At 70.1% G+C, this 22,016-nt stretch carries 13 protein-coding genes and 1 tRNA gene; 3 read left to right on the forward strand and 11 right to left on the reverse strand.

All coding sequences use genetic code 11. From position 1 onward, the window contains the following. Positions 1–165 precede the first annotated feature (165 nt). Positions 166–789: a MarR family winged helix-turn-helix transcriptional regulator gene (locus tag JW592_RS26975; protein ID WP_209267846.1), complete on the reverse strand. Its 624-nt coding sequence runs from the start codon at positions 787–789 to the stop codon at positions 166–168. A gap of 158 nt (positions 790–947) precedes the next feature. Here JW592_RS26975 and JW592_RS26980 point away from each other — a divergent pair, with 158 nt between their 5' ends. Together JW592_RS26980 and JW592_RS26985 are read left to right on the forward strand one after the other, a co-directional pair. Continuing rightward, complete coding sequence (locus tag JW592_RS26980; protein ID WP_209267847.1) at positions 948–1,796, forward strand: Fpg/Nei family DNA glycosylase; 849 nt, start codon at positions 948–950, stop codon at positions 1,794–1,796. Positions 1,797–1,828: 32 nt separating this feature from the next. Beyond that, a complete protein-coding gene (locus JW592_RS26985) occupies positions 1,829–2,641 on the forward strand; it encodes an SDR family NAD(P)-dependent oxidoreductase (RefSeq protein WP_209267848.1) in 813 nt (270 codons plus the stop codon). Positions 2,642–3,280: 639 nt separating this feature from the next. On the opposite strand, the gene JW592_RS26990 is transcribed toward JW592_RS26985, so the two are convergent. The 8 genes from JW592_RS26990 to JW592_RS27025 form a co-directional block, all read right to left on the reverse strand. Then, positions 3,281–3,661, reverse strand: a complete 381-nt coding sequence (locus JW592_RS26990) for a helix-turn-helix domain-containing protein (RefSeq protein WP_019360111.1) — start codon at positions 3,659–3,661, stop codon at positions 3,281–3,283. Between the two features lie 130 nt (positions 3,662–3,791). Next, on the reverse strand, positions 3,792–4,379 hold the full coding sequence (locus JW592_RS26995) for a CinA family protein (RefSeq protein WP_209267866.1): 588 nt from the start codon (positions 4,377–4,379) through the stop codon (positions 3,792–3,794). Beyond that, positions 4,376–5,245, reverse strand: coding sequence for a CDP-diacylglycerol--glycerol-3-phosphate 3-phosphatidyltransferase (pgsA, locus tag JW592_RS27000; RefSeq protein ID WP_229376929.1), 870 nt, complete (start codon positions 5,243–5,245; stop codon positions 4,376–4,378). The genes JW592_RS26995 and pgsA overlap by 4 nt, the downstream gene beginning before the upstream one ends. Continuing rightward, on the reverse strand, positions 5,242–6,963 hold the full coding sequence (rimO, locus tag JW592_RS27005; protein ID WP_229376930.1) for a 30S ribosomal protein S12 methylthiotransferase RimO: 1,722 nt from the start codon (positions 6,961–6,963) through the stop codon (positions 5,242–5,244). The genes pgsA and rimO overlap by 4 nt, the downstream gene beginning before the upstream one ends. 162 nt (positions 6,964–7,125) lie before the next feature. Continuing rightward, on the reverse strand, positions 7,126–7,929 hold the full coding sequence (locus tag JW592_RS27010; protein ID WP_209267849.1) for a helix-turn-helix domain-containing protein: 804 nt from the start codon (positions 7,927–7,929) through the stop codon (positions 7,126–7,128). 355 nt (positions 7,930–8,284) lie between these two features. After that, positions 8,285–11,092 (reverse strand): FtsK/SpoIIIE family DNA translocase, encoded by a 2,808-nt coding sequence (locus JW592_RS27015; protein ID WP_209267850.1) that lies wholly within the window; start codon positions 11,090–11,092, stop codon positions 8,285–8,287. A gap of 197 nt (positions 11,093–11,289) precedes the next feature. Then, complete coding sequence (locus JW592_RS27020; RefSeq protein WP_209267851.1) at positions 11,290–11,985, reverse strand: response regulator; 696 nt, start codon at positions 11,983–11,985, stop codon at positions 11,290–11,292. A 248-nt stretch (positions 11,986–12,233) separates the two neighbouring features. Further along, positions 12,234–17,915: a HAMP domain-containing protein gene (locus JW592_RS27025; protein ID WP_209267852.1), complete on the reverse strand. Its 5,682-nt coding sequence runs from the start codon at positions 17,913–17,915 to the stop codon at positions 12,234–12,236. A 464-nt stretch (positions 17,916–18,379) separates the two neighbouring features. Between JW592_RS27025 and JW592_RS27030 the strand changes: the two genes are divergently transcribed. Next, a complete protein-coding gene (locus tag JW592_RS27030) occupies positions 18,380–21,001 on the forward strand; it encodes a SpoIIE family protein phosphatase (protein WP_209267853.1) in 2,622 nt (873 codons plus the stop codon). A gap of 60 nt (positions 21,002–21,061) precedes the next feature. Here the strand turns inward: JW592_RS27030 and JW592_RS27035 are convergent. Then, a tRNA-Thr gene (locus JW592_RS27035) sits at positions 21,062–21,134 on the reverse strand. A 70-nt stretch (positions 21,135–21,204) separates the two neighbouring features. Continuing rightward, the gene (locus JW592_RS27040) at positions 21,205–21,918 is read right to left on the reverse strand and encodes a DegT/DnrJ/EryC1/StrS family aminotransferase (protein ID WP_209267854.1); all 714 of its coding nucleotides are present in this window, start codon (positions 21,916–21,918) and stop codon (positions 21,205–21,207) included. Positions 21,919–22,016: the final 98 nt, after the last annotated feature.

Below are 22,016 nucleotides of genomic sequence, written 5' to 3' on the forward strand. Positions count from 1 at the left end.
GCGGACTGCGGACTGCGGACTGCGGCAGCATCGTGGCTTGGGGGTACCTCCCGGCCAGAGGCTGGGGGAGCGCAGTTCCCCGCGCCCCTTCGGGGCGCGCACCCCTGCGCCGCACTCGGCAGGTCTGCGCGTGGGCAAGCCCCATGCGGGGTACGCGCGTAGGCCCTAGTCGTCCCGGCTCTCGTCGGCCTCGCCGTCCTCCTCGTACGGGCCGGTCGCCAGCATGATCTGGCGGAGCAGGCCGGCGAGGAGGCGTTGTTCGTGCCAGTCGAGCGCGCCGAACAGGCGGCGTTCCTCCTCGCCTGCCGCCTCGATGGCGGCGAGCCAGGTGGAGTGGCCCTCTTCGGTCAGTACGAGTTCGTCGTCCTGCCCGCTCCCGGCAGCGCCCCGGCCGCCGGTGGCCGTACGGGTCACGAAGCCCCGCCTCTCCAGCACGTCCAGCCGTTCGGCCAAGGTGTTGGGGGCCGCCCCCAGGTCGAGGGCGAGTTGGGTCAGGTTCCTGCGTCCGCCGTGCCCGGCGAGCATGTGCAGCGCCTCGTGCTCTTCCCGGCGCAGTCCGAGCTCCGCCAGTGCTCGCTCCCCCGCGTGCCGCAGGTGGTCGGCGAGGAACTGCATACGGGTGACGGCACCCTCGACATGGGGATTGAGCGAGGGCAGCACCGGCTGCCACCGGTCCACGTGGTCGTCGACCCAGTCCCGCACTCCCTCGAGCGCGTCCCTCCGCTCGGCCTCGGCCTCTCCGTCCACGTCGAGCGCGTCGTGCTGTCGTTCATATCCCCACTGCCCCATGGCCCCGGATCGTATCCCGTGATCGTCTCCCACTTCTCCTCGCTGCCCCGGGTTGTGTCGGTGGCTCCTGCGATCATGGGCATATGTCCTCAAGGGGCCGGTGAAGGCATGTGATGCCCCCTAGCATGCCGGTAGATCACGGAAGGGAAGGCGGTCGGATGCCCGAGGGAGACACCGTCTGGCGTACGGCGCGCACCCTGCACTCCGCGCTGGCCGGGCACGCGCTGACCCGTACCGATTTCCGGGTGCCCCGGCTGGCGACGGTCGATCTGTCCGGCCGGACGCTGCTGGACGTCACCCCGCGCGGCAAGCACCTGCTGATGCGTATCGAGGGCGGTCTGACGGTGCACTCGCACCTGGGCATGGAGGGTGCCTGGCGGGTCAGGGCCAATCCGGCGGGCAAAGACAGCCTCTCCGGTGGATTCGGGCCGTCCCATCAGATCCGTGCGTTGCTGGCCACCGGCGAGCACACGGCGGCGGGGATCCGGCTGCCCGTGCTCGAACTGCTGCGGACGGTGGAGGAGTTCTCAGTCGTCGGCCATCTGGGTCCTGACCTGCTGGGTCCCGACTGGGACGCGGCCGAGGCGGAGCGGCGGTTGCTCCGGGACCCGGAGCGGCCGCTGGTCGAGGCCCTGTTGGACCAGCGCAACCTGGCCGGCATCGGGAACGTCTACGCGGCCGAGTTGTGCTTTCTGGCCCGGACCTCGCCCTGGGCACCGGTGGGTTCGCTGCCGCATCCGCTGCCCGCCCGGCTGCTCGCGGCGGCCAAGCGCCTGCTGGAGGCGAACAAGGACAGCGTGCGCCGACGTACGACCAACAGCACACGGCCCGACCGCAATCTGGCTGTCTACGGCCGGGAGAACCGCCCCTGCTACCGCTGCGGGGCGCCTGTCCGCACGGGCCCCCACGGGCCGCCGGAGCGGCCACGTACCGTCTGGTACTGCCCGCACTGTCAACCGCCACCAGCCAGCGCGTCCCGCAAGGGCCCGGCTGCGGCGGGTAATTGACGGTGCGTCAGCTTCTCCGTAGCGTCGTCACCATGAGGATCCCGGCGCACGGCCGGCAACCGGCCCCCGGCAGGCTTCCGGCCTACGACCTGACCGGACGCACCGCTCTGGTGACGGGCGCCGCCAGCGGCATCGGTCGCGCGACCGCCGTCCTGCTGGCGCAGGCGGGCGCAGCGGTGCACTGCGCGGACCGGGACGAGAAGGGCCTGATCCGCACAGCACACCTGATCGTGCAAGCCGGCGGCGACGCCTGGACGCACCCGTTGGACGTAACCGACCGGGCGACGCTCGGCGCGGCCGTCTCAGCGGCGGAGCGCACGGGCGGCAGTCTTGACATCGCGGCGGCGATCGCGGGGATCATGCACCGCAGCACGGTGCTGGAGACGGAGGACACCGACCTCGACCGGGTACTCGCCGTCAATTTCAAGGGGGCGCTGCACACCTGCCAGGAGGCGGCCCGCAGCATGATCCGGACCGGTACCCGGGGAGCCTTGGTCACCATGGCATCCGGCGCGGTCGACACCGGTTCCGCCGGGCTGCTGTGCTACGGGGCGGCCAAGGCCGCCGTGGTCCAGCTCACCAGGACGCTCGCCACCGAAATCGGCGAGCACGGCATCCGGGTCAACGCGGTGGCACCCGGCTGGGTGCGCACTCCTATGACGGAGCGGCCCGACGCGGCGAGCCGCCGGCGCGTCGAGGAGACGCTGTCGCGGATGTCACCGCTGGGGAGGGTCGGTGAAGCGCTGGAAGTGGCGCACGCGGTGCTGTATCTGGCCTCGGACGCCTCGTCCTTCATGACGGGGCAGATCCTCCGCCCCAACGGCGGCGTCGCGATGCCGTGGTAGTCCGCCGGGGGCGGCGCCGCACCTTCTCCCCCGCGCCCCCTGTCGAGCGCTGTCCTGCGCCACATGTACGGGCAGTACGCTCAGCCCCCATCCCCCGGCCGTCACCGAGGCTTCGACCGGGCCGCCCTCCCCGACGGCCACCCGCCATATCGCGCACAGCCAGCCGACGGCACAAGCGCTGCCGAGCACCCAGCGGCACAGCAGCAAGGGCCTCACAGCCGTCATGCCGCCACCTCCCGCGACGGTGCCGGTCCGCACCGGGCGGAAACGCCGTATGCGGCAAGGACGCGAGACCGTCGACGAAGTCGAGTACCCCGCCATCGTCCCGCACTCCCGGCGACCGCGCGACCACGGAACGTAGGTCACACAGTGCGATGAACGCTCCGTGCACGCCTGCGTGCGGCGAGCGCCCTCTTCTCCTCGGACCCACGCAAGAAGGCTCAAGCCTCAATCCAGGACTCCTGCGCGAGGCATCAGGTACGAGCCGCCACAGGGCCTCTCCAGATGCACGAAGGTCCCGCCGGGTGTCCTCCAGCGGGACCTGTCGTCGCACGTCTCACACGGCGCCTGCCGCGCCCCGGACGCCGTACGGCCAAAGCGGGCTGGGCCGCAGGCGCACCACGGACCGGCGCACGGCCCTCAGGCCGCGACCACGTCCACGGCCTCCGTCGGCGCCTTGATCGTGACCCGCTCCTCGGGCACTCCGGTGACCGAGGTGACAGACAGCGGGTTGAGCACCGGCCGCATGGGTGCGGGCACGGCGTCACTCGCCGCGGACTCGGCCAGCTCCGCGAGCGCCAGCTCGTCACTGACCTCTCGCATCAGCTCGGACATCCGCACATCGAGCGCGTCACAGATCGATGAGAGCAGTTCGGACGAGGCTTCCTTCTGGCCGCGCTCCACCTCGGAGAGGTAACCGAGCGAGACCCTGGCGGACGAAGAGACTTCGCGCAGGGTACGACCCTGGCGTTGGCGCTGCCGACGCAGCACGTCACCCAACAGGCGACGGAGCAGAATCATCGGTGCTCCTCCCTCTCAACGCGCGGCGTCTTCCACAGCCTGTATCGGGACGGCCAGTTGGCCCCGACTCCTTCAGGCTCCACCGTACCGCCTTGGCACGCAGCCGTGCGGGGAGCGATGTCGTGTTCACTCAGGGCTGCAAACATCCATTCCCCCCGGTCTGTTCCCTATCCTGCCCTCCAGCATTTTCGATCAGTTCCTTGTAGAGCAGCTCCAGTGCTCCTCGAACACTCTCCGTACGAATACCGGCACGCACACGTTCCCCGGCTTCCTCACCAGTGTCACCGGCTCGATCGCCACTCAAGCTGCCTTCGAGCCGCAGTTTCTCCACCACTGCCCCGGTCGTGGGACCGGCGACAGCGACGAAAACCGTTCCGACCGGCTGCCCGTCCTGGGGCTCGGGCCCGGCCACACCTGTTGTCGCGAGGCCCCAGTCGGCGCCCAGCGCGCTGCGTACGCCCTGCGCCATCTGGCACGCGGTCTCGGCGTCGACAGCACCCCGCTCCTCAAGGAGTGCCCCGTTCACGCCGAGTACATCCCTCTTGAGCGCGGTCGCATACGCCGTGACGGAACCACGGAAGGCTCGCGAGGCCCCAGGGACAGCTGTGATCTCGGCGGCGACCAGGCCGCCGGTCAGCGACTCGGCAACGGCGAGCGTCTGACCTCGCTCGGTGAGCAGCGCCAGTACACCGCCGGCCCGCGACTCCACCTCCGTCAGGGTCGTTCACCCCCTGCGTTCCCTGCGTCTCCTGCCTCTTCTTCGCCTCCACCGCTCCCGACGACCTCACCGTTTCCGGCGGCACCGTCGCTCCCGGCGTCTCCAGCGCTTCCCGAGCCCCTCGTGTTCCCCGTCCGGCCCGCGTCATCCCCGTCGACGCTGTCGGCCGCCATCTCGTCACCGCCCACGGCCGACTCCGCCGCGCCGGCCGCCGTCCCGGCCACCGCACCGTCCCGCTCGGCCGCGACCCCGGCCCGGCGCAGCACAACAGCCTGGCGTACGTAGTCGAGGCCGGTGACCACCGTCAGTACGACGGCCACGGCCATCACCCACCATCGCAGGGTCGCCAGCGGGCCGGTCAGCACCAGCACGTACATACCCACGGCGACGCCCTGGGCGAGGGTCTTCATCTTGCCGCCACGGCTGGCCGGAATCACCCCGTGTCTGATCACCCAGAAGCGCAGCAGCGTGATGCCCAGCTCGCGGAAGAGGATCACACCGGTGACCCACCAGGGCAGGTCGGAGAGGGCGGAGAGACAGATCAGCGCGGCGCCCATGATCGCCTTGTCGGCGATGGGGTCGGCGATCTTCCCGAAGTCGGTGACGAGGTTGTACCGCCGGGCCAGCTCACCGTCGAACAGGTCGGTGATCATGGCGATGGCGAAGGCCGCCCACGCGAACGAGCGCCAGGCCGGGTCGTGCCCGCCGTTGGCCACCATGAGCAGCACGAATGCGGGCACGAGCAGCAGCCGCACCATGGTCAGGATGTTCGCGATGTTCCACAGGCTCACAGGGCGTACGGTGCTCGCCGCTTTGGGTTTCGGTACGGTGCCACGCCGGGCCGCGGACGCCGGGACTCCGGTCATCTGCCCGCCTCCCCGCTCACCTCGCGAGGTACACCGGCGGCACCACTGACTCCAGCCGCACCCAAGCGGGCGGGCGGCACGGCACTGTGCCCCGCCGAAGCCGTCGCCGAAGCCGTCACCAGCGGCTCGGCGACCAGGTCGACGCCCTCGGCCGCGACGACCCGCGCCTCGACCATCCGACCCACCGCCGCCACCGGGCCCGCCTCGTCCGCCTCACCCGCTCCGCTCGTCTCCGCGGCGTAGGCCGCTGGCAGCGCGAGGCGCACTTGGCCGTCGGTCTCGGGGGCCTGGTGCGCGCCGCGTCCCAGCGGGCCCTCTTCCTCGTCCACAGCCTCGACCAGTACCCGTACGGTCTCGCCCACACGCTCCTCGGCGCGTTGCGCGGTCAGCTCCTCGGCGAGCCTGGACATGTGTGCGAGCCGCTCGGCGACCTCGTCGGACGGCACCTTGTCCTCGTAGCCGGCGGCCTCGGTGCCTTCCTCGTCCGAGTAGCCGAACACACCGATCGCGTCGAGGCGGGCCTCGGTCAAGAACCGCTCCAGCTCGGCCAGGTCCTGCTCGCTCTCGCCGGGGAAGCCGACGATGAAGTTCGAGCGCGCACCGGCCTGCGGGGCCCGCTTGCGGATCTCCTCCAGCAGCCCGAGGAAGCGGTCGGTGTCACCGAAGCGTCGCATCGCGCGCAGTACGCCGGGCGCCGAGTGCTGGAAGGACAGATCGAAGTAGGGCGCCACCTTCTCGGTGCCGGTCAGCACGTCGATCAGCCCGGGCCGCATCTCGGCGGGCTGGAGGTAGCTCACCCGCACCCGCTCGATGCCGTCGACGGCAGCCAACTGAGGCAGAAGCGTCTCCAGCAGGCGGATGTCGCCCAGGTCCTTGCCGTAGGAGGTGTTGTTCTCCGAGACGAGCATGATCTCGCGTACGCCCTGCTCTGCCAGCCAGCGGGTCTCGCCGAGGACATCGGAGGGACGACGGGAGATGAAGGAGCCCCGGAAGGAGGGAATGGCGCAGAAGGAGCAGCGCCGGTCACAGCCGGAGGCGAGCTTGACGGAGGCGACCGGGCTGCTGCCCAGCCGTCGCCGCAGCGGGGCACGCGGCCCTGAGGCGGGCGCGACGCCCTCGGGCAGGTCCGCGGGCGCGGAAGCAGCGACCGCTTCCCGTGCGGCCCCCTGGGACGCGTGGGACGCCCCCTCGGCACCGTGGCCCTCACCCGCCCCGGAGGACCCCTCGCCCGCCGCAGCGCCGTGTCCGGGGAGCGCGACCGCGGCGCCCTGGCGCTCGGCGGGGCTCACGGGCAGCAGCTTGCGCCGGTCTCTGGGCACATGGGGGGCGTGCACCCCGCCGCTCAGAATGGTCTGGAGCCGGTCGGAGATGTCCGCGTAGTCGTCGAAGCCGAGGACCCCGTCCGCCTCGGGCAGCGCGTCGGCCAGCTCCTTGCCGTACCGCTCGGCCATACAGCCGACGGCCACCACGGCCTGGGTTCTCCCCTCGCCCTGCTGGGCCGCGCTCTTGAGGTCATTGGCCTCCAGCAGCGCGTCGACGGAGTCCTTCTTGGCGGCCTCGACGAAGCCGCAGGTGTTGACGACGGCGACATCGGCGTCGGAGGCGTCCTCGACGAGATCCCAGCCATCCGCCGCCAGGCGGCCTGCGAGCTCCTCCGAGTCCACCTCGTTACGTGCGCAGCCGAGAGTGACAAGGGCGACGGTACGGCGTTCGGGCATGGGCTCAGCCTACTTCGTCCCCCCGCCACCGCCCGCCGCCAGGTTCCGACCGCACAGCTCACCGCTCCGGGCGGAATTCGTCACCCGGAGCACGGCCCCCACCGGTCCCCGGAGCACGGCCCCCACCGGTCATGGAGCGCGACATCCCCCCCGGTCAGCGCTTCAGCCGGCCTCCGGGTCGCCACGGGTATAGCTGAGCCGCTGCACCTGGCCGGCCTCGACGGGGTGCTTGACCTCCTTGCCGTTGACGTACAGCTTCACCCTGCCCGGGTTGCCGAGCACCAGGTCGAGCCGCTTGTCGTCGGTGAGGGTCTTGGACTGGCCTGCCTTGAGCACTCCTTCATGGACCAGCCGCCCGTTGTGGTCCCTGGCGGAGACCCAGCTGCTGTCCTTCTCCACGGTCATCCGCACGGTCACCTTGTCGGCGGGCGCCCCCGCGATGGCGCTCTCGGAGGGCTTGGGGTCGCTCGAGCGGGAAGGTGACGGGTCCTCGGAGGCTCCCTTGGAGGGAGTCGGAGACGGCGCTTTCTCGGCGGTCTGCTGGCCGGAGTCCCCACCGCCGCCGCTGACGAGGGTGAAGGCGACGAAGCCGATCACTGCGACGATGGCGGCGACCATCGCAGCCGTCCAGTTGGGCCCGCGCGGCTCAGGGCGGATACGTTCCGCCTCGAACAGGGTCGCGGGTGGGGTCGGCTCGGGACGGCCGCCGTGTTCCTCGTCGTACTGGTCGACCAGGGCGTCACCGTCCAGCCCGACGGCGCGCGCCAGCGTGCGGATGTGGCCGCGCGCGTACACATCCCCACCGCACCGGGAGTAGTCGTCCTGCTCGATCGCATGCACGATCGGGACTCGCACCCGCGTGGAGGTACTGATCTCCTCCACGGTCAACCGTGCGTCGATCCGGGCCTGCTGGAGGGCTCGACCGACCGGGGGCCGGTCCTCTTCGGGGGAGTTGCCGATGGACACGGGGGCGCCTTTCGAGCGTGTAGCCACCTGCTGGAGGTTCAGTCTAGGGGCGGGGCAAAAGGGTGGGGCAAGCGGGCGGAGCAACTTTGTACGCCATATGTATGGCGTACGTATGACCGAGCTGCGCCGGGTGGCGCCCACACGCACCTGGTGCGCCGACGCCTGAGCCGTCCCTTCCCTCAACTTGACGTATAGACCACGGAAACGGTTGCCTCGCTCGCCCTTTCGAGTGAGCTGTGCCCGCCGTGCAGCGGGGGGCAGCGGGTGCCGCCAGTGCCGGCTGGGTCCCTATAGAGGGCCCCTGCAGCGGTGCCGGGCCCGCACAGCTGCGCGGGCCGCCCGTGCGCCCGTGTGCCTACCCGCCCCTGATGACCGTCAGCACCTCGTCCAGCTCCTCGGGCTTGACCAGGACGTCCCGCGCCTTGGAGCCCTCGCTGGGGCCCACCACGCCCCGCGACTCCATCAGGTCCATCAGCCGCCCCGCCTTGGCGAAGCCCACCCGCAGCTTTCGCTGGAGCATCGAGGTGGAGCCGAACTGGGTGGAGACGACCAGCTCCGCCGCCTGGCAGAGCAGATCCATGTCGTCGCCGATCTCCTCGTCGATCTCCTTCTTCTTGCTCTGGCCGCCGGTCACATCCTCCCGGAAGACCGGCGTCATCTGGGCCTTGCAGTGTTCGACGACCGCCTGGACCTCGTGCTCGTTGACGTAGGCGCCCTGCATCCGGGTCGGCTTGCTGGCGCCCATCGGCAGGAACAGCCCGTCGCCCTTGCCGATGAGCTTCTCGGCGCCGCCCTGGTCGAGGATGACGCGGCTGTCGGCCAGGGACGAGGTGGAGAAGCCGAGCCGGGAGGGGACATTGGCCTTGATCAGGCCGGTGACGACATCGACCGACGGCCGCTGGGTGGCCAGCACCAGGTGGATACCCGCCGCCCGCGCAAGCTGGGTGATCCGTACGATCGCGTCCTCCACGTCGCGCGGCGCAACCATCATCAGGTCGGCCAGCTCGTCCACGATGACCAGCAGATAGGGGTAAGGCGTCAGCTCCCGTTCGCTGCCCTCCGGAGCCGAGACCCGGCCGGCGCGCACCGCCTCGTTGAAGTCGTCGATATGGCGGAACCCGAACGCCGCCAGGTCGTCGTAGCGCAGGTCCATCTCGCGGACGACCCACTGGAGCGCCTCGGCCGCCTTCTTCGGATTGGTGATGATCGGCGTGATCAGGTGCGGGATGCCCTCGTAGGCCGTCAGCTCGACCCGCTTGGGGTCCACGAGCACCATCCGCACATCCTCGGGGGTGGCCCGGGCCATCACCGAAGTGATGAGGCAGTTGATGCACGAGGACTTGCCCGAGCCGGTGGCACCCGCGACCAGGATGTGCGGCATCTTCGCCAGGTTGGCCGAAACGTAGCCGCCCTCGACGTCCTTACCGAGCCCGACCAGCAGCGGATGGTGCTCGCCCGATGCCTCCGCCGAGCGCAGCACATCCCCGAGATTGACCATCTCACGGTCGCTGTTGGGGATCTCGATACCGACCGCGGACTTCCCGGGGATCGGGTTGATGATCCGGACATCGGGGCTGGCGACGGCATACGCGATGTTCTTGGCCAGCGCGGTGATCTTCTCGACCTTCACACCGGGGCCCAGCTCCACCTCATAGCGGGTGACCGTCGGGCCGCGGGTGAACCCGGTGACTGCGGCGTCCACCTTGAACTCGGTGAAGACGGTGGTCAGCGACTGCACCACCTGGTCGTTGGCGGCGCTGCGGGAGCGTCCGGGCCCGCCCCGCTCCAGCAGGTCGAGGGACGGCAGCGCATAGGTGATGTCCCCCGACAGCTGGAGCTGTTCGGCGCGCGGAGGCAGCTCGGACGGCTCCGGTGGCGCGGGCGCCCTGGTCAGGTCCGGCACCGGCGTCCGTTCGGTGACCTCGTCGTCGGCGTGGCCGGGCCGGACACCGGCGCTGTCCGCGCCGCCCCGTCCCCCGCCCCGGGCACCGGGCACGGAGTCGGCGCCTGGGGCCTGCCGCTTCCTGCCGCGGGACTTGGCAACCGAGCTGGTCAGATCGGCGACCACGGGCGAGGGCTGGATGCCGTTGACCACGGCGCCGTCCAGCGAGGCCGCAGCGGCGGCGGCCAGATCGACCGCGTCCAGCGTCCGCTCGGTCTCCCCGGCGCTCGCACCGACCACCGCGCCGTCCTCGGGCAGCGGCTCCTGCGTCCCGGCACCCCGCCTGTTCTGCCGGGCTGCGCGACGACGGCGGTCGAGGGCCTCCTTCTCGGCGAGCGCGGGAGCGATCTGCTCCTTGCGCATGCTGTGCGCACGGCGCCCGGGGGCCGGCTCCTCCTCGTCCGGTTCGACGTCGTAGTCGTACCCGGCCACCGGCTGGACGAGGCCCAGCCGGACCCCGGCGGCCCGCAGCCGCTGTGGGATGGCGTTGACCGGTGTCGCCGTCACCACCAGCAGTCCGAAGACGGTGACGAGCGCGAGCAGCGCCACCGCCAGCATCTCGCCCATGGTGGCGATCAGCGGCCGGGAGACGGCCCAGCCGACCAGGCCGCCCGCGTCCCGCAGCGTGTCCTCGCCCTCGCCCCTGCCGGGGGCACCGCAGCCGATGTGGACGAGCCCCAGCACACCGACCAGCAGCGCCGAAAGACCGATCACGATACGGCCGTTGGCCTCCGGCTTCTCCGGATGGCGGATCAGCCGTACGGAGATGACGGCCAGCATTATCGGCACCAGCAGGTCCAGCCGTCCGAACGCGCCGGTCACCAGCATCTCCACCAGATCGCCGACCGGGCCCTGGAGGTTGGACCAGGTGCCGGCGGCCACGATCAGCGCCAGACCGAGCAGCAGCAGGGCGAGGCCGTCCTTGCGGTGTGCTGGGTCAAGCGCCTTGCCGCTGCGCCCGATACCGCGGAGGACGGCGCCGACCGCGTGCGCGAGGCCGAGCCAGCAGGTCTTGAGCACCCTCAGCACACCGCTGCTGGGGGAGGGCGCGCCCTTGCCCTTGCCGCCCTTGGCCGCAGCCTTCTTGGCGGGCGCCTTCTTGGCCGGTGCCTTCTTGGGTGGCGCCTTCTTCGCCGGGGCCGCCTTCGCGGCTTTCGGGGCAGCCTTTTTGGCGGGTGCTTTCTTGGCAGCCTTTCCTGTTCCCGACGCGCGTGAGGCCATAGGTGCGAGGTTACCTGGGCCGGGCACCCGAGGCACGGATGACCGGGGTACCGCATGAGCTCCCAGGGGCTGCCGTTCCGCAGCCGGGCTCCGACCGGTCGTCAGTTCCGGGCGCGTGGCGCTGCTCCCGCTCAGCGCGGGGTGCCGGCCCTTTCAGCGCGGCGTACTGCCCCGCCTCGGTGGTGCTGCGCGGGCTCTCAGTTCTGCGAGGGCACCTGGGTCGAGGGGTCACCGTCCGCGCCGGGGCCGAGCGCGTCAAGTGCGCTGCGCAGCCCCGCCAGTTTGCGCTCCAGGTGGGCGGCGGTCGCCACTGCCGCGGCGTCAGCCGAGTCGCCCAGCTGCTTGGTCAGCGCCTCGGCCTGCTCCTCGACAGCGGCAAGGCGCGCGGACAGCTCGACCAGCAGGCCCTGTGCCGCGTCGCCCTCCTCGTCCGCACCGGGGCGCCGATCGCCGCCGTTGCCCTCCAACTGCAGTCGCAGCAGCGACGCCTGCTCGCGCAGCTGCACGTTCTTCATATAGAGGTCGACGAAGACCGAGACCTTCGCCCGCAGCACCCAGGGGTCGAACGGCTTGGAGATGTAGTCGACCGCACCTGCCGCATAGCCGCGGAAGGTGTGGTGCGGACCGTGGTTGATGGCCGTGAGGAAGATGATGGGGATGTCGCGGGTGCGCTCGCGACGCTTGATATGGGCAGCTGTCTCGAAGCCGTCCATGCCCGGCATCTGGACATCCAGCAGAATGACCGCGAAGTCGTCGGTCAACAGCGCTTTGAGCGCTTCCTCCCCTGACGATGCCCGTACCAGCGTCTGATCGAGCGCGGAGAGAATGGCCTCCAGCGCCAGCAGATTCTCCGGCCGGTCATCGACCAGGAGGATCTTGGCCTTCTGCACCATGGCCCGTCCTCCTCGCCCCGGCAGCCTTTCGGACGCCGCCCCTGGGAGCGGCCTCCTGTCGCCGCCGCCCGTCCTTGTGCCGGTCATGGTAGCCGCACCCTGCGGTCCGCCACACCCTGTCACCGAGATGTCACTGTGCACGTAGCAGAAACGCCCCAGGGGACCAAAAGGTTCCCGGTTTACCGCGTTTCCACACGCGCTTGACCACACTGAGTCAACGTATGGCCCTCATCGACACGGTGTCATATTCACCCGCCATCCATCCACCGCCTCATGACGTCCAGCAGGTGATCAGTGTCCACCGGCTTGGTGACGTAGTCGGAAGCACCGGCCTCGATGCTCTTCTCCCGGTCGCCCTTCATCGCCTTGGCGGTCAGCGCGATGATCGGCAGACCGGCGAACTGCGGCATCTTGCGGATGGCCGCCGTCGTCGCGTAACCGTCCATCTCCGGCATCATGATGTCCATCAGCACCACGGCCGCGTCGTCGTGCTGCTCCAGCACCTCGATGCCCTCCCGGCCGTTCTCGGCGTAGAGCACCTGAAGGCCGTGCTGCTCCAGGACGCTGGTGAGCGCGAAGACATTGCGGATGTCGTCGTCGACGATGAGCACCTTCCGGCCCGCCAGATCGCCGGTGCCGCCCGGCACGATGGAGGGCGCCTCCTGCTCTCCAGCACGCGCTTCCCGCCCTGGTGCCTCGGCGGCCGCGCCGCCGTTCTCGGCCACCGCGCCGCCCTGCTGCTCGCCGGCGCCCGCCACTCGCGGAGCCGCGCCGTTGCCCCGTACCGCCCCGTTGGCGGTCCCGTTCGCACTGCCCGCACCGTTGTCCGACGGCACTGACGGGCGGGCCTCCGGGGGCAGTTCGGGCTGCGCCTGGCCGCTGGCGTCCCGCATCCGCCGCCGGTCGGCCAGTGAGTGCGCTGCCTCCTCCGCGGTCTGCTCGGGGGCCGCGGGGGCCGTCCCCGTACCCTCGCCCGGCCCGGCCTGCGCCGCCGCCCCCTCCGGTTCGGCGGCCGACGCCTCCCCAGCCCCCGTACGCGCCTCCGGCAGGCTCAACGGGGCGCTGCCCGAGGCGAGCTGCCCGTAGCCCTGCGGTGGCAGCTCCGTCGGGTGCAGCGGCAGGTAGAGGGTGAAGGTGGAGCCGCGGCCCGGCTCACTGACCGCGTCGATCTCACCGCCCAGCAGCCGTGCGATCTCCCGGCTGATGGACAGTCCCAGGCCCGTGCCGCCGTACTTGCGCGACGTGGTGCCGTCTGCCTGCTTGAACGCCTCGAAGATGACCCGCATCTTGCTCTGCGCGATACCGATACCGGTGTCCGTCACCGAGAAGGCGATCAGCTCCGAGTCGGGGTCCCGCAGCGAACCGTGCTCCAGCATCTGCTCGCGGATCGCGCCAGGCACATCCGAGCGGGCCGAGCGGATCACCAGCTCGACGGCGCCGCTGTCGGTGAACTTCACCGCGTTGGACAGCAGATTGCGCAGCACCTGCAGCAGCCGCTGCTCGTCGGTGTGCAGCGTTGCGGGCAGCTCCGGCGAGACACTCACCGAGAAGTCCAACCCCTTCTCCACCGTCAGCGGCCGGAAAGTGGCCTCCACATAGTCGACCAGTTGCACCAGTGCGATACGCGTCGGGCTGACATCCATCTTGCCCGCCTCGACCTTCGACAGATCGAGGATGTCGTTGATCAACTGCAGCAGGTCGGAGCCCGCGCCGTGGATCGTCTCGGCGAACTCGACCTGCTTGGGCGACAGGTTGTGCTCCGCGTTGTCCGCCAGCAGCTTGGCCAGGATCAGCAGCGAGTTGAGCGGCGTACGCAACTCGTGCGACATGTTGGCCAGGAACTCCGACTTGTAGCGCATCGAGACCGAGAGCTGCTCGGCACGCTCCTCCAGGACCTGCCGCGCCTCCTCGATCTCCCGGTTCTTGATCTCGATGTCGCTGTTGGTCTGGGCGAGCTGCTCGGCCTTCTCCTCCAGCGCCGCGTTGGACTCCTGAAGTGCCCTCTGCCGGTTCTCCAGCTCCCCCGAGCGCTCCTTCAGCTGCGCCGTCAGCTCCTGCGACTGCTCCAGCAGCCGCTCGGTACGCATATTGACGCTGATGGTGTTGACGCTCGTGGCGATCATCTCGGCGATCTGGTTGAGGAAGTCCTTCTGGATCTGCCCGAACGGCTGGAAGGACGCCAGCTCGATCACACCGAGCACCGTGCCCTCGAAGATGACGGGCAGCACCACCAGATGCGCGGGCGGGGCCTCACCGAGCCCCGAGGAGATCTTCAGATAGCCGGGCGGCACATTGCCCATCTCGATGGTGCGCTTCTCCTTGGCCGCCGTGCCGACCAGCGACTCGCCCGGCAGGAAGGAGGTGGGCATGCTGTCGGTGCAGTAGCCGTAGCTGCCCAGCATCCGCAGCTCGTACTTGCCGTCCTCCCCGGGCCCCGCGCCGACGCCCACCGCGCCCTCCGGAGTGCCCTCCGGCAGCGAGATGAAGAACGCGCCGTGCTGTGCGGAGACCACCGGCGTCAGCTCGCTCATGATGAGCCCCGCCACGTCCCGCAGATCGCGGCGACCCTGCATCAGGCCGGAAATGCGCGCCAGGTTGCCCTTGAGCCAGTCCTGCTCCTGGTTGGCCTGCGTGGTGTCCCGCAGGTTGGCGATCATCGTGTTGATGTAGCCCTGCAGCTCCAGGATCTCCCCGGCCGCCTCGACGTCGATACGGACGTTGTGGTCGCCACGGGTCACCGCGGTGGCGACCTCGGCGATCGCCCTCACCTGACGGGTGAGGTTGCCCGCCATCTCGTTGACGGAGTCGGTCAGGTCCTTCCACGTACCGGCGACTCCCGGCACCCGCGCCTGACCGCCCAACTGGCCCTCGGTGCCCACCTCACGGGCCACCCGGGTGACCTGCTCGGCGAACGACGACAGCTGGTCGACCATCGTGTTGATGGTCGTCTTCAGCTGCAGGATCTCGCCGTTGGCCTCGATGTCGATCTTCTTGGTGAGATCGCCCTTGGCGATGGCGGTGGTGACCATGGCGATCTGCCGCACCTGGCCGGTCAGGTTGGACGCCATCGAGTTCACCGACTCGGTCAGGTCCTTCCACGTGCCCGCGACGCCCTGCACCCGCGCCTGGCCGCCCAGCACACCGTCCGTGCCCACCTCACGGGCCACCCGCGTCACCTGCTCCGCGAACGACGAGAGCGTGGTGACCATCGTGTTGACCGTGTCCGCGAGCTGCGCGACCTCGCCGCTTGCCTCGACGGTGACCTTCTTGGTCAGGTCACCGCCCGCCACCGCGGTGGCCACCTGGGAGATGTTGCGCACCTGGCTGGTGAGGTTGTTGGCCATGATGTTGACGTTGTCGGTCAGGTCCTTCCAGATGCCCGACACGTCACGCACCCGCGCCTGGCCGCCGAGAATGCCCTCGGTGCCCACCTCACGGGCCACCCGGGTCACCTGCTCGGCGAACGACGAGAGGGTGTCCACCATGGTGTTGACGGTCGTCACCAGGGCGAGCACCTCGCCCTTGGCGTCCACGGTGATCTTCTTGGACAGGTCGCCCTGTGCGACAGCCGTGGTGACCTCGGCGATGTTGCGGACCTGGGAGGTCAGGTTGTTCGCCATGAAGTTCACCGACTGCGTGAGGTCCTTCCAGGTGCCCGAGACACCCTTGACCTCCGCCTGGCCCCCCAGGATGCCCTCCGTGCCCACCTCACGGGCGACCCTGGTGACCTCCTCGGCGAACGACGAGAGCTGGTCGACCATCGTGTTCAGCGTGGTCTTCAGCTCCAGGATCTCGCCGCGCGCGTCCACGTCGATCTTCTGCGACAGATCGCCCCGGGCCACTGCGGTGGCCACCTGCGAGATGTTGCGCACCTGGCTGGTCAGATTGCCGGCCATCCCGTTCACGGAATCGGTCAGATCGCGCCACACTCCCGCGACGCCGGGTACCTGCGCCTGACCACCCAGCCTGCCCTCCGTACCGACCTCACGGGCCACCCGCGTGACCTGGTCGGCGAAGGCAGAGAGCTGGTCGACCATCGTGTTGATGGTGTTCTTCAGCTCCAGGATCTCGCCGCGCGCATCAACCTCGATCTTCTGCGAGAGGTCACCCCGCGCCACCGCCGTGGTCACCTGAGCGATCTGCCGCACCTGGGAGGTCAGGTTGTTGGCCATGAAGTTGACGGAGTTCGTCAGGTCCTTCCAGGTGCCCGAGACGCCGTCCACGCGGGCCTGGCCGCCCAGCCGGCCCTCGGTTCCCACGTCCCTGGCCATCCTGGTCACCTGCTCGGCGAAGGACGACAACTGGTCCACCATCGTGTTGACGGTGTTCTTCAGCTGGAGCATCTCGCCGGAGACGTCAACGGTGACCTTCTGCGACAGATCACCGTTCGCCACCGCCGTCGTCACCTGAGCGATGTTGCGGACCTGCCCGGTGAGATTGCGGAACGCGGTGTTGACCGAGTCCGTCAGATCCTTCCAGGTACCCGCCGCGCCGGGCACGGCCGCCTGCCCGCCCAGCTCACCTTCGACGCCGATCTCCCTGGCGACCCGGGTCACCTCGGCGCCGAACGCGGAGAGTTGGTCGACCATCGTGTTGACGGTGTTCTTCAGCTCCTGCATCTCGCCGGAGACGTCAACGGTGACCTTCTGCGACAGATCACCGTTCGCCACCGCCGTCGTCACCTGAGCGATGTCCCGCACCTGAGCGGTCAGATTCCGGAAGGCGGAGTTGACCGAGTCCGTCAGATCCTTCCAGATTCCCGCGGCCCCCGGCACCACCGCCTGGCCGCCCAGCACGCCGTCCGTGCCGACCTCGCTGGCAGCCCGCGTGACCTCGTCGGCCAGAGTGCGCAGCGTGTCCGTCATCGCGTTGATCGTCTCGGCGAGCTGCGCCACCTCGCCCCGCGCGTTCACGGTGATCTTCTGCGACAGGTCGCCGTTGGCCACCGCTGTCGTCACCTGGGCGATCTCGCGGACCTGGGAGGTCAGATTGCCCGCCATCAGATTGACGGAGTCCGTCAGGTCCTTCCAGACGCCCGCGACGCCCTGCACCCGCGCCTGGCCGCCCAACTCGCCCTCGGTGCCGACCTCGCGCGCGACCCTGGTGACCTCGGACTGGAAGGAGGAGAGCTGGTCCACCATCGTGTTGACGGTGTTCTTCAGCTCCAGCATCTCGCCGGCGACATGGACGGTCACCTTGCGTGACAAGTCACCCTTGGCGACCGCCGTGGTCACCAGAGCGATATCCCGCACCTGAGCCGTCAGCCGCGACGCCATGGTGTTGACGGAATCAGTCAGATCCTTCCAGGAACCGGACATTCCGCGCACGCGCGCCTGGCCGCCCAGCTTGCCCTCGGTCCCGACCTCGCTGGCGACCCGCGTCACCTCGTCCGTGAACGCCGAGAGCTGGTCCACCAGCCCGTTGACCGTACGGCCGACCTTCAGGAACTCCCCCCGCAGCGGATGCCCGCCGCCCTCGGCCCCACGCGAGCGCAGGTCCATGCGCTGCTCCAGGTCGCCGTCGGCGACGGCCGTCAGCACCCTGCCCACCTCGGAGACGGGCCACACCAGGTCGTCCACCAACGCGTTCGCCGCGTCGATCGCCGACGCCCAGGAGCCCTCACACGTGCCGGTCTGCAGCCGCTCTGTGAGTTTTCCCTCACGTCCGACCACCCGCCGCACCCGGGACAGCTCACCCGTCAGGTGCAGATTCTGGTCCGCGACCTCGTTGAAGACCGCGGCGATCTCGGCCATCGGGCCCTCACCGGTCACGGTCAGCCGCTTGCGGAAATTGCCGTCCCGCATCGCTGTCAGCCCGGTCAGAAGCTTGTTGAGGGCCGCGGCGTCCACCTCGACCGTCCCGCTTCTACGGGACCGTCCGCCCTTCGCGCGCGTGTTGCCGCTACGCGCGGTTGTGGTGCCAGACTCCACTGCCCCTCCTGCGGGTCGACCTTCCTGCCCGGGCCCTTGTACTCCGAGCCTTCCCAGTGTTTCACCCTGCCCGAACCCGGCGATAACAGTTCGGCAGCATGGCATATCGCACTGCGTTCGCGGACCCGGTGGGAAATCACCCGCATCCGGCGGCCACTCGCCGTGGATACGTAAGTAACCTGGCACCCAGCTGTCCGTTCACCCCCATGTCGGCGGGGTGCCCGACCGGGTCAAATGGGTAGGGGCTTCGCAGGGGGCAGCGGTGTGAGTACGAAGGGCGACGGAGGGGCGCTGCGGTGACGCAAGAGCAGAGCGCCGAGCGCGGGGGTCTCCCCACCGGGGTCCCCCCGGACGCTCTGGGCTCACAGCAAGGCCCCAACGAGGAGGCGGGGACCGTCACGGCGGCCCTGACCGCACAGCGCACACCAGTGCGCCTGGCCGACAGGACATCCATGGGGAGACCAGTGATCACCGCACGAGCCGCCGCCACCTTCGAACCGGTGGGCCGCTCCGTCGCCACCGCGCGCGGCTTCGTACGCGACACCCTCCAGGGCTGGGGCCTGTCCGACATCGTCGACGACGCCGTCGTACTCACCAGCGAGCTGGTCACCAACGCGGTGGTCCACGCCGGAACCGCCGCCGAGGTGCTGTGTCTGCGCGACGAGGACGGCATCCGCATCGAGGTCATCGACCGCTACCCGGAGCGCGAACTGCCGCTCCAGGAGGTCAACCCGCAGCCCGCGGGCCCCGACCGCGAGGGCGGCCGCGGCCTGCTGCTGGCCTCCGCGCTGGCCACCCGCTGGGGCGTCGACTACACAGCGTCGGACAAGCGCGTCTGGTTCCGACTCGACCTCCCCGAGCGCCCGGTGGGCACGCGAACGGCGGGCCCCGCGCTCCCGGACACGGCGCTACCGGTCACCGACACCCGCATCCGCGTCGCCGTCATCCAGGTCGACCGCAGCGGCTCGATCAGCGCCTGGAACGAGGACGCCACCGAACTGTTCGACTATCCGGCGGACCAGGTCGTCGGCAAGCCCCTGACCGACTTCGCCGCCTGGCCACACACCCCCGGCACCGGCACGGGCGTCGCCGAGGCACTGCGCCTCTCCCGCTGGGAGGGCTCCTACGGCATGCGCGGCTCGGACGGCCGCACCATCCCCGTCTACGCCTCCCACCTGCGGGTACGCGACAGCGACGGCGAGCCTTCCACGGTCTGTCTGCTGGTGCGCGAGCACGAACGCGCTGTCCTGCAGTCCCCGCCCCGGGTCCACTCGCACGACAACACCGGCACCGCCGGCGACTCCCAGGACCAGTCGGCCGACGACCCCTTCGAGGTCTTCATCGGCTCCCCTGCCCCCGACGACCTCGACGGCCTCCTGCAGCGCACCGTCGAACGGGCCAGGGACATGCTCGACGGCGACTCCGCCTATCTGCTGCTGGCCACCGACGACGAGACCGAGCTGGAGGTCCGCGCCTCCACCGGCCTGCCCTCGGCCCGCCAGCGCTTCGCCCGCGTCCCCGTCGAGACCGGAAGCGGACGCTACGGATCGGCCCGGATGCCCTCCGTGCACGAGGACCTCACCGTCGTCCCCGGCGCCGTGCCGCTTCTGGACGGCACCGGCATGCGCTCCGTGGTCACCGTCCCCCTCAAGGTGGAGGGCAGGCTCACCGGCTCCCTCGGTGTGGCGACCGAGGCCCCAGGGCGCTACACGAACGAGGAGGCGCTGCGCCTCCAGTTCGCCGCCGACCGCATCGCCCTCGCCGTCGAACGGGCCCGCCTCACCGAGCTGGAGCGCCTGCGCCGCGGCTCGCTCTCCTTCCTCGTCGAAGCCTCCGACCTGCTCGCCGGCACCCTCGACCGCGACCAGACACTCGCCCTGATGGCCCAGATGACGGTCCCTACCCTGGCCACCTGGTGTGCCGTCTACACGGTCGCCGACCAGGGCTCGGAACCCAAGTTGTCGTACGTACTGCACGAGGACGAGGACCGCATCGACAATCTCAAGACGCTGCTCGCCAAGGTCGAGCCGCCGGAGCCGGTCCCCACCCCCGGAGCACGCGTCTGGGCGGCCCCCACCGAGGCCGCGCACTCCGACGCCATGCGCACCTCGCTGCGCAACGTCTCGCTGGACGGTGAGGACCACCAGCTCTCCCCCGGCACCAGCCTGGCCACAGCGGCCGCGGTCGGCGGCGAGACCGTCGTACTGCCCCTGGTGGCGCGCAACCGAGTCATCGGCATGCTCACTCTCGGCAAGCCCACCGACGAACGGTTCCGACAGGAGATCCTGGAGCTGGCCGAAGACCTTTCCCGCCGTGCCGCACTGGCCCTGGACAACGCGCGCCTCTACTCCGAACGCACCGCCATCAGCCAGTCCCTCCAGCGCAGCCTCCTACCACCCGAACTGCCCGACATCACAGGCGGGATCGAGCGCGAGGTCATCTACCGCGCCGCGGGCGAGGGCAACGAGGTCGGCGGTGACTTCTACGACCTCTTCGAGATCCGTGAAGGCGTCTACGGCTTCGCCATCGGCGACGTCTGCGGTACGGGCCCCGAGGCTGCCGCCGTCACCGGCCTGGCCAGGCACGCACTGCGCCTGCTCGCCCGCGAGGGCCTGGGCGGTCCGGCCGTACTGGAGCGCCTGAACACCGCCATCCTGGACGAGGGGGCGCGCAGCCGCTTCCTCACCCTCCTCTACGGCGAGATGCGCCCCCAGGAGGACGGCAGCGCAGAACTGAAGGTCGTCTGCGCCGGCCACCCGCTGCCGCTCCGCCTGCGCCAGGACGGCACCGTCGAACCCGCCGCCGACCCCCAGCCCTTGCTCGGCGTCATGGAAGACCTGGAACTCTACGAGCAGACCGTGTCCCTCGACCCGGGTGACGTGCTGCTGTGCGTGACGGACGGCGTGACCGAACGCCGCGAGGGCACTCGGATGCTCGGCGACGACGGCCTGGCCGACGTCCTCGGCACCTGCACGGGTCTCAACGCCGGCGCGGTGGCAGCCCGCATCATGCGCGCCGTCGAACGTTTCGCCAGCGACGCCCCCTCGGACGACATGGCCATCCTGGCGATGCGCGTCCCCGAGTAGGAGGTCCGAAAACGAAAAGGCTCCCGCCGTACGGCGGGAGCCTTCAACCTGCTTTTGGAGAGCCCCAAAACGGAATCGAACCGTTGACCTTCTCCTTACCATGGAGACGCTCTGCCGACTGAGCTATTGGGGCGCGGCCAGCGGTAGAGATCTTACCCGATCCCCAGCGATGGATCGAACTGGCGCCGGACCCGGCCCACACCTCAGCTGACGCGCTCCCGCAGCAGCCCCCCGAGCGCGTTGCAGGCCGACACCACGCGCTGTAGGTCCTTCTTCGTCATGGCCGCGCTCAGCGGCAGCGTCAGGCACTCGTCAGCAGCCCGCTCCGACTCGGGCAGCCGGGGGGACGATCGCCACTCGGTCCGCCGCACATCCTGTGCGAACTCCGGCAGCCGGTGGGCCGGCACCCGGACCGGAACGTGCGACTCGACACCACGCAGCCGGAGCGCCCTACGGAAGGCATCGCGATCCGGTCTGCCGTTCCCCGGCACCCGGACCGCATACGCCGAGAACACGTGCTCGGAGCCGTCCCCGACCTCCGGCACGACGACCCCCCGGAGTCGGCGCCCGAGGTAGGTGGCGTACTGGCGCCGACGCACCGCGTCGATCGCATCCGTACGGGGCAGGGGCTCCCACTCCACCACAGGGACACCGCGCCGCTCGCCGACGGCCCGCAGCGCGGCCATGCCCGCGGCCTGGCCGAAGAGATGAACGGGAACGATGGCCGCGGTCCGCGCGGTCACCGCACCTTCGGCGGACGAGGGATCGAGACAGTAGGTGTGGGCATCGATGTCGGCGAAGACAGGCCGTGCTCCGAACTCTTGGACGGCTCGCGCCACGTCGGCCCCGCCGAACGACGGAACCACGACCTCGTCCCCGGCGCCGATGCCCGCTGCGGTCAGCTGTGTTGTCCCCATGGTCGGATCATGTCCACGGAATGTGAACTGCCGGTGACGACGCACAAAAAAGTCGTGGTCCCTGAACTGACGTCCAGGGACCACGACTTCCAAAGATA

The sequence above is a fragment of the Streptomyces spirodelae genome, from assembly GCF_017676385.1.
Classification (GTDB): domain Bacteria; phylum Actinomycetota; class Actinomycetes; order Streptomycetales; family Streptomycetaceae; genus Streptomyces; species Streptomyces spirodelae.

Bases quoted from the DNA above. Each gene is read 5' to 3' on its own strand.
- JW592_RS26990 (WP_019360111.1), bottom strand. From the start codon at position 3,661: ATGATTCTGCTCCGTCGCCTGTTGGGTGACGTGCTGCGTCGGCAGCGC.
- pgsA (WP_229376929.1), bottom strand. From the start codon at position 5,245: ATGACCGGAGTCCCGGCGTCCGCGGCCCGGCGTGGCACCGTACCGAAA.
- JW592_RS26980 (WP_209267847.1), top strand. From the start codon at position 948: ATGCCCGAGGGAGACACCGTCTGGCGTACGGCGCGCACCCTGCACTCC.
- JW592_RS27015 (WP_209267850.1), bottom strand. From the start codon at position 11,092: ATGGCCTCACGCGCGTCGGGAACAGGAAAGGCTGCCAAGAAAGCACCC.
- rimO (WP_229376930.1), bottom strand. From the start codon at position 6,963: ATGCCCGAACGCCGTACCGTCGCCCTTGTCACTCTCGGCTGCGCACGT.
- JW592_RS27040 (WP_209267854.1), bottom strand. From the start codon at position 21,918: ATGGGGACAACACAGCTGACCGCAGCGGGCATCGGCGCCGGGGACGAG.
- JW592_RS27020 (WP_209267851.1), bottom strand. From the start codon at position 11,985: ATGGTGCAGAAGGCCAAGATCCTCCTGGTCGATGACCGGCCGGAGAAT.
- JW592_RS26975 (WP_209267846.1), bottom strand. From the start codon at position 789: ATGGGGCAGTGGGGATATGAACGACAGCACGACGCGCTCGACGTGGAC.
- JW592_RS26985 (WP_209267848.1), top strand. From the start codon at position 1,829: ATGAGGATCCCGGCGCACGGCCGGCAACCGGCCCCCGGCAGGCTTCCG.